This is a genomic window from Streptomyces sp. NPDC057743 (genome assembly GCF_042798755.1).
Classification (GTDB): Bacteria; Actinomycetota; Actinomycetes; order Streptomycetales; family Streptomycetaceae; genus Streptomyces.
In genome coordinates, this window is the sequence record NZ_JBHVJX010000038.1 from 25601 (window position 1) to 38566 (window position 12966).

Sequence of the window (12966 nt, forward strand, 5' to 3'; positions counted from 1 at the left end):
CCTCTGCGCCGTTCATCAGAAACAGCTCCTGACCAGCAAAAAGGCCCTCTCAGCAGAGAGGGCCTCGCCTGGCGCCCCCGGCAGGACTCGAACCTGCGGCCAAGTGCTTAGAAGGCACCTGCTCTATCCACTGAGCTACGGGGGCCGGTGGTGGGCGTGGATCACGGACCGCGGACCAGGATAGAGGTCCGGGTGCCTCGTCCCGGTTGCTTCACCTCCGTGGCACGTTGTGGAGGTTCAGTGAAGCGATCCCGATAATCGCAGGCAGGTACGAATCCTGCACGGCTTTTGGCGCCTCGTGCGGCGGGTGTTGTGTACTCGTTATGCCTGCGCCTCGGATTTCCTGAAAATCCTATATGCCCCTTTCTTGCTCTGCGTGATTCTTGCGGCGCACACAAGGGGCTATACGCTTCAAAAAGCTATCGAAATTGGGCATTCTGCACATGTGGCGACCTTGGACGTAGGACCCCGGCTGATCGATGCACTGTCCGTTCTGCGGGACCGTGTCGACGCCGCACGTTTTCCGCTGCCGCTCGGGGGCGCCGCCCGCGCCCGGCGCAACCGGGCCGAGCTGCTCTCCCAACTGGACGACTATGTGATGCCCCGCCTGCGCGCCCCTAAGGCACCGCTCCTAGCCGTCATCGGGGGGTCCACGGGGGCGGGCAAGTCCACCCTGGTCAACTCGCTGGTGGGGCGGCGGGTCTCGGAAGCAGGGGTGCTGCGGCCCACGACCCGTACGCCGGTGTTGGTCTGCCATCCCGATGATCACCGCTGGTTCGCCGGGCAGCGGGTGCTGCCGGGGTTCACGCGGGTGTGGGTGCCCGAGCAGGACGGCGGGGAGGCGGCCGAGCGGGACGATGGCGGGGAAGACGGGAGCGAGGGGCGCTGCCGGGACGGGTGTGAGCCGGGGGCACCGACCGTGCGGATCGAGACGGATCCCGCGCTGCCCAGTGGGCTGGCGCTGCTGGACGCCCCGGACATCGACTCGTTGGTGGCCGGCAACCGCGAGCTGGCCGCCGAGCTGATCTGCGCGGCCGACGTCTGGGTGTTGGTCACCACGGCGGCCCGGTACGCGGACGCGGTGCCCTGGCATCTGCTGCGCACCGCCAAGGAGTACGACGTCACGCTGGTCACCGTGCTGGACCGGGTGCCGCACCAGATCGCCCCCGAGATCTCCGCGCGGTACGCCGAACTGTTGCAGCGCGCCGGGCTCGGCCATGTGCCCCGGTTCACCATTCCCGAGCTGCCCGAGTCGGCGGGCGGGGGCCGTGGGCTGCTGCCCGCGACGGCGGTGGCGGGGCTGCGGGAGTGGCTGGAATGGCACGCGCAGGACCCCGTGGCCCGTAGCGCGGCCGCTGACCGGACCGCCTCCGGGGTCATTGCTTCGTTGCGCAGCAGACTGCCCGCGTTGGCCGGGGCCGCCGCGGCACAGCACGCCGCGGCGCTGCGGCTGGCCGGCCGGGTCGAGGAGGCGTACGAGGAGGCCGCGGAGCGGGTGCGGGGCGAGGTCGCGGCCGGCGAGGTGCTGGCCGGCGACGCCCGCGCCCATTGGCACGCACACGGGCTCGGTGGCCGCGCCGACGAGCTGCTGGACGCGCTGACGCAGGGCCTGACCGCGCTGCTGGTCTGCGCCGTCGAGGCGGCCGACGAGCGGGCGGCGGGTGCCTGGCGGCACGATCCCGCCGCGGCCGAGGTGGCACGGACCGCGGCGGACGGGGCCGCGGGGGCCGCCGAGCGGATCGGCGTGGTCGTCCGACGGTGGCGGCGCTGCCTGGAGGAGCTCGCCGAGGAGGAGACCCGTGAGGCGCGCGGCGGCCAGGCCGGTGAACGGAACGATCCGGTGGACGCCGAGGAGCCGGCGGCCCTGCTGGCCACCGCGCTGTTGGGCGGGCGTCGGGCCCGTACGGCGGGGGAGAACCTCGCCGACCTCTTGGGGGCGCAGAGCGCGTTGCGGTTGTGCGACCAGGGCGCGCGGCTGCTGACCACATACCTGGAGCGCGCCCTCGACGGTGAACGGGAGCGCCGGCTGGCCCCGTTGGACCGGTTGACGGTGGCACCGGACCAGCAGGCCGAGCTGATCGCCGCGCTGTCGGTGGTGCAGCGGGAGCAGCACCGGAGGCGGTCCGTGGAACGGGCGGACCGGGCGGGTCAGTGGGAGACGGAGCGCGGGCGCCCGGTGGCGGACCGCTGTGAGCGGGAGGCGGTGACGGGGTGATGGAGTCCGCGGAGCGAGGGGCGGAGGGCAGGGTGAGCGAGCTCGTGGCGAGCGAGGAAGGGGAGGGGGAGCGCGCGGCTTGGGACGAGGCGGCGCGGGACGGTGGTGCGTGGGACGACGGGGTGATTGCGCGGCGGGTGCGGCGCGGGGTGTCGAGGAGCGGGGGCCAGGCCGAGGCGGACGCCGGAGGGATGGAAGTTCCGTTGGGGGCGGGGGAGCGGGACGAGGCCGGTGGTGCGGAGCGATCAGGCGGGGCGGGAGGGGCATTTGTTGCTTCTGCGGCCCCGGGGGCGAATGCGGGTGCTGCTGAGGGCGAGGTCGAAGTTGATGTCTGTGGGCCCGGGTACAAGTGGGTGCCCGGTGGGGCGCGACGGGCCGTAGGGGAGGTGCTGCAGCCCCGGTTGGACGCGTTGCGGGAGTTGATCGCGCTGTCCCGGAGCCGGCTGGAGGGGACGGCGCTGGACGAGGCCGGGCGGGTGCTGGAGGCGGCGGACGAGCGGTACCGGCTGTCCGGCGAGCACACCGTCGTCGCCCTGGCGGGGGCGACCGGCAGCGGGAAGTCGTCGCTGTTCAACGCCCTGGCGGGGGCGCCCCGTTCGGAGGTCGGGGCGCGTCGACCGACGACCGGCGAATCGGTGGCCTGCGTCTGGTCCGGCGGCCGGCCGGGCGCGGAGGGGCTGCTGCGCCGGCTCGGGGTGCCCGTGCACCGCCGGCACACCCCCGCACAAGGCAGCCCCGAACTGGCCGGGCTGGTCCTGCTCGACCTTCCCGACCACGACTCCTCGGCCACCAGCAACCGCGAACAGGTCGACCGGATGCTGGAGTTGGTGGATGCGGTGATCTGGGTGGTGGACCCGGAGAAGTACGCGGACGCGGTGCTCCACGAGCGGTATCTGCGGCCGTTGGCGGGCTACGCCGAGGTCACGTTCGTGGTGCTCAACCAGATGGACCGGCTACCGGGCGACGCCGCCGACCAGGTGGTCGACGATCTGCGCCGGCTGCTGGACGAGGACGGGTTGGCGCTCGGCGAGCACGGGGAACCGGGGGCGGAGGTCATGGCGCTCTCCGCCGCGACGGGCGAAGGAGTGGCGGAACTGCGGGAGGCGCTCGCCCAGTTCGTCGCCGAACGGGGCGCGGCGGACCGCCGGCTGACGGCGGACGTGGACACCGCGGCGGAACGGCTGCGGTCGTCGTACGTCGCGGAGAGCCGGGTGGGGCTGACCGAACGGGCCAGGGAGGAGTTCGACGACCGGCTGGCCGAGGCGGTGGGGGCGGCGGCTACCGGGCGGGCGGCGGAGCGGGACTGGCTGTGGCTCGCGGGGCGGGCGTGCGGTTCACCGTGGTCGCGGCTGCGGGCCCGGCGGAAGGGCCGGAGAGCGGCGCGGCCGGGTGCGATGACGGCGGTAGGCGGGGGCGGTTACGGCACGGGGGCGGTGAGGATTGCCGGGCCGCGTACCGGGGCGGGGGATGCGGGTGCGGGAACGGGCGGTGGTGGGGAGCGGCTCCGTAACGAGGAAGAGCGCCGTGGTGGGGAGGGGCGCAGCGGGGACGGACGTACCGGTTCCGCGGCGATCCCCGCTCCCGCGGCGGTCGTTGGCTCCGGGCGGGGTGCAGACGGGCGGGCGGCGGCGCGGCCGGTGGTGGAGCAGGCGGTCCGGTCCGTGGCGGTCGAGGCCGCGCAGGGGCTGCCGGCGCCGTGGGCGCAGGCGGTGCGGGAGGCGGCGGTGCGGGGCGCCGAGGAGCTGCCGGAGGCGCTGGACGCGGTGGCGGCCGAGGCCGAGGAGGCGTTGCGTAGCGGGCCGGAGGGCAAGCCGCGGTGGTGGTCGGTGGCGGCCGCGCTGCAAGGGCTGTTGTTCGTGTTGCAAGTGGTCGGTGTGTTGTGGGTGTTGGGCTCCGTGACGGGTGTGGTGGCGACGGCGGAGTGGTTGTCGGGGCTGGTGCCCGCGGTCGTGGGCTCGGTCGGCGGGCCGGTGTTGACCTGGCTGTGCGGGCTGGCGGCCCGGGGGCCGGCCCGGCGGTACGGGCAGGAGGCCGAGCGGAGGTTGCGGGCGGCGGCGGCGGGGTGCGGGCGGGCGCGGGTGCTGGAGCCGGTGGCCGCGGAACTCCTGCGGTACCGCGAGGTGCGGGAGCGGTACGCGGTGGCGTCGGGCGTGTGAGGGGGCGCGGCGGGACGGCGGGCGAGGTGTCGAACTCCCTTGGTGGGTGACGGAGTTGTCCACAGGCGGGACTCTTCGCCGGCGGGACCGTCCACAGCCCGCCGCGGCCCGCGCCGATTCCGTGCAGCATGGATTTCGCGAAGCCCGGCGCGGAACCACACGGAGTCGAACGGAACCGCGTCGCGGCAACGCAAAGCAACACAGCGCGATGAAGCGGCGACTGGAGCGGTGACTGAAGCAGCGAGTGGAGTAGCCAGCTGAATCAGCGAAGTGAAGTGGTGCGCTGAAGCGACGGCAAAAAGAAGGAACGACGCGACGAAGTAACGCAGGAACGGGGGGCTTTCATGAACGACACGATGGTGACGCTGGTGGGGAACGTGGCCACGGCGGTGGAGCACCGGGAGACCGCGGCGGGGGTTCCGGTGGCGCGGTTCCGGATGGCGGCGACCTCGCGGCGGTGGGACAAGGCGCGGGAGTGCTGGACCGACGGGGAGACGAGTTTCTATACCGTGCGGTCCTGGCGCGCGCTCGCGGACAATGTCGCGGCGTCGGTGGCGGTCGGCGAACCGCTCGTCGTGCAGGGGCGGTTGCGGGTCCGGGAGGGAGAACAGGCGCCGGAGAAGGGGGGACAGCGCTGGTTCGCGGTCGAGATCGACGCCTTCGCGATCGGGCACGATCTTTCGCGCGGGACGTCCGCATTCCGTCGGGTGGTGAGAGTGAGGAATGTGTCCGAGGGAACTCAACGGGGAGCGGAAGTGCGGCCGTTGGGAAAAGTTGAATCGGATACGACGGCGGGAATGGGGGGTGTCGGCGGACCGTCCGGCGGCAGCGCCGGCAGGGCGACGAGAGGGCCCGGCAATTCGCCACAGAAGGTGTCTGTGCCCTGAAAACGCATCGGTGATTTGTCGATAATGTCGGGCCGCGTTGCGAGTATTCGGTAACGATTGCGATTCGGATCGCTTATAGGACGCTATTACTGGGGACCGTGATGCGCCCGCTCCATAGGATCCGACGAGTACTCACGGGGGCTGACCAGGCTGACCAGTTCGGCCGTTGAGTTCTTGGGATCTTTCCGGCGAGGCTCCTCTCAAGCCGACCGCCTCGCCCAGAGGGGAAATCATGCTTTCGATGAAGGGGCGGGGCGCAGCCCGCCTTGCCGCCGCGGTCGTGGCCTCGGGCCTGATCGCGGCGGGCACGATAGCCACCGCGGGGACCGCCGCGGCGGACGACCCGGCCATGTCGCACGGGGGCGCCACCGCGACGCTCGGCGGGCTGAAGACCTTCGACCAGGCCGTGGTGCACGGCAACGGAGGGGACCAGCGGATCGGCGCCGGCCTCTTCGAGATGTCGGTCGACAACGGCGGCACGCTGCAGACGTACTGCATCGACATCCACAACCCGACGCAGCAGCAGGCGCGTTACCAGGAAGTGCCGTGGAGCGCCTCGTCGCTGCACAACAACGCGGACGCGGGCAAGATCCGTTGGATCCTGCAGAACTCCTACCCGCAGGTGAACGACCTGGCGGCGCTCTCCACCAAGGCCGGTGCCGGGCAGCTGTCCGAGAAGACCGCCGCGGCCGGCACCCAGGTCGCGATCTGGCGCTTCTCCGACCACGTCAAGGTGGACGCCGTCGACCCGGCCGCCGAGAAGCTGGCCGACTACCTGGAGAAGAGCGCGCAGAGCGTCTCCGAGCCCAAGGCGTCGCTGACCCTGGACCCGCCGGCGGTCTCGGGCAAGTCCGGCAGCAAGATCGGCCCGGTCACCGTGCACACCAACGCCGACAGCGTCACCGTCTCCCCGGCGTCGGACGTGCCGGCCGGCGTGAAGATCGTCGGCAAGGACGGTAAGCCGGTCACCAGCGCCGCCGACGGGACCCAGCTGTTCTTCGACGTGCCCAAGGGCGCCGCCGACGGCAACACCTCGCTGACCGCGCAGGCCGCGACCAAGGTCCCGGTGGGCCGGGCCTTCACCGGTATCGGTGAGCACGCCAAGAGCCAGACCCAGATCCTGGCCGGCTCCAGCGAGTCGACGGTCTCCGCGGCCGCCACCGTCTCCTGGAAGAAGCAGGGCGCGATACCCGCGATCACCGCGGAGAAGAACTGCTCCAAGGGCGGCGTGGACGTCACCGCGACCAACAAGGGTGACCAGGCGTTCCGCTTCCAGCTCTCCGGCAAGGACTACGAGGTCGCGCCGGGCGCGTCCAAGACCGTGACCGTTCCGGTGGGCGAGGACCAGCCGTACCAGATCACGATCACCGGCGCGGAGGGCTTCAAGAAGACCTTCTCCGGCGTCCTGGACTGCAAGACCGCGGGCACCGGCGGCCAGCCGTCGCCGCACCCCAGCCCGGCCTCGGCCGGCGGCACCAGCGCCGGCAACACCGGCGGTCACGGCACTGACCTCGCCGAGACCGGTTCCAGCAGCGCCACCCCGGTGATCGCGGGTGTCGCGGTCGCCCTCGTCGTGGTCGGCGGCGCGGCGGTGTTCTTCCTGCGCAAGAAGAAGACCCGGGCGTGAGCGAGGAATCCGCGTAAGCGGGAAGGCGGAGGCAGTCAGCCGTCACCGTCGTACGCGACGCGGTGACCACCGGTGAGCGGGCCGTCGGCACGCCGTGAGCGGGTGGTCACCGAACGCGCAGCGCGAAGGCCCCGGAGCGCAACGTCCGCTCCGGGGCCTTCGCCGTCCATCTCCCGGAACCCGTTTCCGTCCTGCGATGGACGTACGGCAAGATGGGGTGTATCTGCCTTCGCGCGGCCACGCCGCACCACGGCCCACGCGGCGGAGCCACCAGACCACCTGATAGATCCAAACTGCCGGACGGTTTCTCTTGGCTGAGTACATCTACACGATGCGCAAGGCGCGTAAGGCGCACGGCGACAAGGTCATCCTCGATGACGTGACGCTCGCGTTCCTGCCGGGCGCGAAGATCGGCGTCGTGGGCCCCAACGGCGCCGGTAAGTCCACGGTGCTGAAGATCATGGCCGGTCTTGAGCAGCCGTCGAACGGTGACGCCTTCCTCTCTCCCGGCTACACCGTCGGCATGCTCCTCCAGGAGCCGCCGCTCGACGAGTCCAAGACGGTCCTGGAGAACGTCCAGGACGGCGCCCGCGAGACCATGGACAAGCTCAAGCGCTTCAACGAGGTCGCCGAGCTGATGGCGACTGACTACTCCGACGCGCTGATGGAGGAGATGGGCAAGCTCCAGGAGGACCTGGACCACGCAGGCGCCTGGGACCTCGACACCCAGCTTGAGCAGGCCATGGACGCGCTGGGCTGCCCGCCCGGCGACTGGCCGGTCACCAACCTCTCCGGTGGTGAGCGCCGCCGCGTCGCGCTGTGCAAGCTGCTGCTGGAGGCGCCCGACCTGCTGCTCCTCGACGAGCCCACCAACCACCTCGACGCCGAGTCGGTGCAGTGGCTGGAGCAGCACCTGGCCAAGTACCCCGGCACCGTCGTCGCCGTCACCCACGACCGGTACTTCCTCGACAACGTCGCCGGCTGGATCTGCGAGGTCGACCGCGGCCGCCTGCACGGCTACGAGGGCAACTACTCCAAGTACCTGGAGACCAAGCAGACCCGTCTGAAGGTCGAGGGCCAGAAGGACGCCAAGCGCGCCAAGCGCCTGAAGGACGAGCTGGAGTGGGTCCGCTCCAACGCCAAGGGGCGGCAGGCCAAGTCCAAGGCCCGTCTGGCGCGTTACGAGGAGATGGCCGCCGAGGCGGACAAGATGCGGAAGCTGGACTTCGAGGAGATCCAGATCCCGCCGGGTCCCCGTCTGGGCAACGTCGTGGTCGAGGTCGACAACCTCAGCAAGGCGTTCGGCGACAAGGTCCTCATCGACGACCTCAGCTTCACGCTGCCGCGCAACGGCATCGTCGGCGTCATCGGCCCCAACGGTGCCGGTAAGACCACGCTGTTCAAGATGATCCAGGGTCTGGAGACCCCGGACTCCGGCAACATCAAGGTCGGCGAGACCGTCAAGATCTCCTACGTCGACCAGAGCCGCGAGAACATCGACCCCAAGAAGACCCTGTGGGCCGTGGTCTCAGACGAGCTCGACTACATCAACGTCGGCCAGGTCGAGATGCCCTCGCGGGCCTACGTCTCCGCGTTCGGCTTCAAGGGCCCGGACCAGCAGAAGCCGGCCGGCGTGCTCTCCGGTGGTGAGCGCAACCGCCTCAACCTCGCGCTCACCCTCAAGCAGGGCGGCAACCTGCTGCTCCTCGACGAGCCGACCAACGACCTCGACGTCGAGACGCTGTCCTCCCTGGAGAACGCGCTGCTGGACTTCCCCGGCTGCGCCGTGGTCGTCTCCCACGACCGCTGGTTCCTGGACCGCGTCGCCACGCACATCCTGGCGTACGAGGGCAACTCCAAGTGGTTCTGGTTCGAGGGCAACTTCGAGTCGTACGAGAAGAACAAGATCGAGCGGCTGGGCGCCGACGCGGCCCGCCCGCACCGGGCGACGTACAAGAAGCTGACCCGGGGCTGACCGCCGTGCGGTACCGCTACTCCTGCCCCCTGCGCTGGTCGGACATGGACGCCAACGGCCATGTCAACAACGCGGTGTTCGTCCGCTACCTCGAAGAGGCGCGGATCGACTACATGCGTCGGCTGGCGCCGGGGGGCGGCAGTGCGGCCTTCAAGGGCGGCTCGGTCGTCGCGCGCCACGAGATCGACTACCTGCGGCAGTTGGTGTACCGGCCGGAGCCGGTGACCGTCGAGCTGTGGGTGAAGAAGATCAGTGCCGCGTCGCTGACGGTGGCGTACGAGGTGAAGGACGCGGACACGGTCTATCTGCGGGCCGCGACCGTGGTCGTGCCGTTCGACTTCGCCGCGGGGCGGCCGCGTCGTCTCATGCCGGAGGAGAAGGCGATCCTCAAGGAATACCTGGACGACGCCGCGCATCAGGAAGGGGCCGTCGCGGGATGACGGTGTTGCGGTTCGCCGACGCCGGGGAGGCAGCGGATCTCGCCGCCTTCCTCGGCCGGCTGATCCACTACGACCGGGGGGCCGCGGTGCGGCTCCAGGCCGGGGGCGGCGTGTTGGCCGTCTTCGGCCGTCCGCCGTCGTTCGAGGTGTTGGCCATTCGGACGGCGCGGTTGGCGGAGGTCCGTCCCGATGTCCGTGCCGGTGGTGGTGCGTCTGCTGGTGGCGGTGTCGGTGCGTCTCGTGGTGTTGAGGGTGGCCTCGGGCTGGACGTGACCGTCTCGGCCGGGGAACTGCTCGAAGGGATCGTGGAGTCGGAGGGCAGTGTCACCGTGCCCGCCGCGGTGACCGGGCCGCCGTGGGCCGGGGTGTTGCCGCCGCGGGGCGGCTGGACGCGAGTGCCCGGGTTGCCGTCGCCGGACGCGTTGGTGCGTACGGTGTCCGCCGCGGTGGCCGAATTCCGCGCCCGGGACGAGGCGTTGCCGCCGCAGGGGCGTACCCGGAGCGAGCGGGACCGGATCGGGCGGGAGATCTGGTCGCGGACGCTTGGCGATACGGAGCTGCCGTTGCGGGTGGTGCATGCGGCGCAGTCACTCGGGTTCCTGCGGGGTGCGCGGGGCGCGAACGGGGTGAGTGGGGCGAGCGGTGCTGGGGTGCCGGGGGCGCGTGCGGGTGCCGGTGCGGGTGCGGGTGCCGGTGCCGGTGTGGCTGCTGGGGCGGCTCCGGTGGCTCCGACGGTGGCGTTGTTGGCTGCCGGGGGGTGGCTGCGGTTGAGCACGCCGTATGGGTCGGTTGCCGTGCGGGTCGGGGGGCCTGCGGGGCGGACGGGGTTGTCGGGGCTTACGGTTACGCCGGTTTGAGGGCGGGGCCGTGGGGCGGCGCCCGGTGGGGCTGTGGTCCTGCGGTCCTGACGTGTTGGTGCCCTGATGCGCTGGTGCCCTGGTGTTTCGTCGCTCTGCCGTCGCTGGTGGGATGTGCCCCGGACCCGCCCCTTCCCGAAACCGGGGCCGGGCCCCGGACCCCTTGAGGCTCGTTTCTCCTGCCCTGGGCCCCTTGTTGGGCCTGGGGCTTCTTCGTTGGCTCGCTGCTGCGGGCTTGTTTGTCGCCCTGCGGGCTCGTCCTCAAACGCCGGACGGGCTGAGGTGAGCGCTGGAGGGGCGTGGGAGGCGAGCGCCGGTTGGGCTGGGCGGTGAGCGTCTGGCGAGGCGGGGAGGCGAGCGCCGGTCGGGCTGGGAGGTGCGCGCCGGACGGGGCGGGAGGTAGGTGTCTGGCGGGGCTGGGAGGTGCGCGCCGGACGGGCCGGGGGTGAGTGTCGGATGTTGAGGGGGCGGTGGGGGAGCGCCGGGGCCGGGTGGGAGTAGATGGCGGCGGCGGGTGGTGAGGTGGGGGCGTCGCGGCGTAGGTGTTCTTGGCGGGTGCGGTGCCGGGGATGGCAGTGCGCGGCGGGGCGGGTGTGACCGTTCTCTCAGCCGGCGGTGTTGACCATGGAGGCGGCCGCGTACGTCAGGTAGTCCCACAGCTGCGTCGCGTGTTCCTCGGAGAGGTCGAGGGAGTCCACCGCGTCCCGCATGTGCCGCAGCCAGGCGTCGTGCGCGGCCCGGTCTACGGTGAACGGGGCGTGCCGCATGCGCAGTCGGGGGTGGCCGCGGTTCTCGCTGTAGGTGCGGGGGCCGCCCCAGTACTGCATGAGGAAGAGGGTGAGGCGCTCCTCGGCCGGCCCCAGGTCCTCCTCCGGGTACATCGGCCGCAGCAGCGGGTCCTCGGCGACGCCCTCGTAGAAGCGGCGCACCAGGCGGCGGAAGGTGTCCTCGCCACCGACCTGCTCGTAGAAGGTCTGCTCCTGAAGAGTGCCGTGCGGAATGTTGTTCACCGGTCCATGGTGGCAGACGCCCCGACCGAGGACTCCGGACTTAGGACGGCAGGTGTTCCGCACGCGCTCCGGGGCGTGATCGGCCGATCACGCCCCGGAGTTGGGTGGCTGGTGCCCCGGTGTCAGCCGCGGCGGACGGTCAGCGTCGTCCAGGCGCCGACGTGCACCCGGTCGCCCTCGTGGAGCGGCACCGGGACGTACGGCTGGATCGGCTCCTCGGCGAGGTTGACCGTGGTGCCGTTGGTGGAGTTCTGGTCCACCACGGCCCAACTGCCGTCCTGCTGCTGGACGAGCAGGGCGTGCTGGTGCGAGACGCCCGGGTCCTCCGGGGTCCGGCCCAGGTCGACGTCCGGGGACTCGCCGGTGCTGTTCCGACGGCGGCCGACCGAGAGCTGGCCGTTCGCGAGCGGCAGCACCTGCTCGGGGGAGTACGAGGGCAGGTTGAGCCCCGCCGCCTCCGGGCCGCTGCGGCCCATCATCGCCATGAAGTACTCGCGGTCCGGCCCGACGGCCACCACCCAGCCGTCACCGACGACCGGCGGCGGGCCCTGCGGCGGCGCCGGGGCCTGGCCGGGGGCGCCGCCCCACTGGCCGTCGGGTCCCGGCTGGCCGAACTGCTCGGGGCCGCCCTGCGGGGGCTGCTGCTCGAACGGGCCCGGCTGCGGCGGCTGTTGCGGCGGGAACGGGGCCGGCGGCTGCTGCTCGAAGGGGGCCTGCGGGCCGGGTCCGGGCTGCTGCGGCGGCGCCATCGGTGCGGCGTTCTGCTGGGCCGGCGGGTTCAACGTCCAGTCGTCGCCGCCCTGTTGGGGCGGCGGGCCGGGCTGACCGGGGCCGGGCATGCCGGGGGGCGGGCCGGGCTGGCCCGGGTAGCCGCCGGGGCCGGGCATACCGGGCGGCGGGCCCGGCGGTTGGGGCTGCGGGGCCCCCGGCGGCGGGAAGCCGTAACCGCCCTGGGGCGGCTGGCCGCCCGGGGCGCCCTGCGGGCCGGGGCCGGGCGCACCCGGACCGCCCGGGCCGGGTGCCGGCGGCGGGAACCCGTAGCCGCCCTGCGGCGGTTGGCCGCCGGGGCCGGGCATGGGGGCGCCGGCCGGCGGGGCGAACGACGCCGGCGAGTTGGTGAGGAAGTTGTACTGGCACTCGGCGCAGAACGGTGCCGCGCCCTCGCGCGGCGTGCGGCACTGCGGGCACGCCTGCGGCTCGGCGGCCTGCTCGGGGCCGGGCGCGGGGGCGCCGGGCGCGCCGGGGCCGCCCTGCGGACCGGGGGCCGGGGGTGGGAACCCGTAGCCGCCCTGCGGCGGTTGGGCACCGGGGCCGGGTGGCGGAGTACCGGGAGCACCAGGGCCACCGGGCCCACCCGGAGTACCGAAGCCCTCGGGGGCGCCGGGGCCGCCGAAGCCTTGGGGGGCACCAGGGGCGCCGGGAGCGCCGGGGCCGCCCTGCGGGCCGGGCGCGGGCGGCGGGAACCCGTAGCCGCCCTGCGGCGGTTGGCCGCCGGGGCCGGGCGTCGGCGCACCAGGCGGCGGAGGAGTACCGGGACCGCCCGGGCCGCCGGGGCCGCCAGGGCCACCGAAGCCACCGGGAGCACCAGGTGCGCCGAAGCCCTCCGGGCCACCGGGCGGCGGGCCGGGCTGCCCCGGCGGGGGTCCCGGCTGGCCGGTCGGCTCGGCGGGCGGCGGCGCGTTCAGGAAGCCGGCGGGCAGAGAGGGCGGCGGGGGGACGGCGCCCGCCATGCGCTGGCCGCACACCTCGCACCAGTCTTCGGCCGCCGACTGGTGGCCGCTCGGGCAGGTAGGCATGTC

The 12966-nt window shown here is 72.7% G+C and carries 9 protein-coding genes and 1 tRNA gene; 7 read left to right on the forward strand and 3 right to left on the reverse strand.

The features are described from left to right. Positions 1-69: 69 nt before the first annotated feature. Positions 70-145 (reverse strand) — tRNA-Arg (locus ACFVFQ_RS31925). A 300-nt stretch (positions 146-445) separates the two neighbouring features. Between ACFVFQ_RS31925 and ACFVFQ_RS31930 the strand changes: the two genes are divergently transcribed. From ACFVFQ_RS31930 to ACFVFQ_RS31960, 7 genes are all read left to right on the forward strand, one after another. Continuing rightward, positions 446-2215 (forward strand): dynamin family protein, encoded by a 1770-nt coding sequence (locus ACFVFQ_RS31930; protein ID WP_383422749.1) that lies wholly within the window; start codon positions 446-448, stop codon positions 2213-2215. Beyond that, a complete protein-coding gene (locus ACFVFQ_RS31935) occupies positions 2215-4371 on the forward strand; it encodes a YfjP family GTPase (protein WP_383422751.1) in 2157 nt (718 codons plus the stop codon). Before ACFVFQ_RS31930 ends, ACFVFQ_RS31935 begins: the two co-directional genes overlap by 1 nt. A 344-nt stretch (positions 4372-4715) precedes the next feature. Then, complete coding sequence (locus ACFVFQ_RS31940; RefSeq protein ID WP_383422753.1) at positions 4716-5258, forward strand: single-stranded DNA-binding protein; 543 nt, start codon at positions 4716-4718, stop codon at positions 5256-5258. A gap of 241 nt (positions 5259-5499) precedes the next feature. Further along, positions 5500-6885 (forward strand): LAETG motif-containing sortase-dependent surface protein, encoded by a 1386-nt coding sequence (locus tag ACFVFQ_RS31945; RefSeq protein WP_383422805.1) that lies wholly within the window; start codon positions 5500-5502, stop codon positions 6883-6885. A gap of 310 nt (positions 6886-7195) precedes the next feature. Next, positions 7196-8860, forward strand: a complete 1665-nt coding sequence (ettA, locus tag ACFVFQ_RS31950; RefSeq protein ID WP_383422755.1) for an energy-dependent translational throttle protein EttA — start codon at positions 7196-7198, stop codon at positions 8858-8860. Positions 8861-8865: 5 nt separating this feature from the next. Then, the gene (locus tag ACFVFQ_RS31955) at positions 8866-9300 is read left to right on the forward strand and encodes an acyl-CoA thioesterase (protein WP_383422757.1); all 435 of its coding nucleotides are present in this window, start codon (positions 8866-8868) and stop codon (positions 9298-9300) included. Further along, a complete protein-coding gene (locus tag ACFVFQ_RS31960; protein WP_383422759.1) occupies positions 9297-10157 on the forward strand; it encodes a hypothetical protein in 861 nt (286 codons plus the stop codon). Before ACFVFQ_RS31955 ends, ACFVFQ_RS31960 begins: the two co-directional genes overlap by 4 nt. A 605-nt stretch (positions 10158-10762) precedes the next feature. Here the strand turns inward: ACFVFQ_RS31960 and ACFVFQ_RS31965 are convergent. Both ACFVFQ_RS31965 and ACFVFQ_RS31970 read right to left on the reverse strand, forming a co-directional pair. Beyond that, positions 10763-11167: a globin gene (locus ACFVFQ_RS31965; RefSeq protein WP_383422761.1), complete on the reverse strand. Its 405-nt coding sequence runs from the start codon at positions 11165-11167 to the stop codon at positions 10763-10765. Between the two features lie 122 nt (positions 11168-11289). Further along, the gene (locus ACFVFQ_RS31970; protein ID WP_383422763.1) at positions 11290-12963 is read right to left on the reverse strand and encodes an FHA domain-containing protein; all 1674 of its coding nucleotides are present in this window, start codon (positions 12961-12963) and stop codon (positions 11290-11292) included. Positions 12964-12966: the final 3 nt, after the last annotated feature.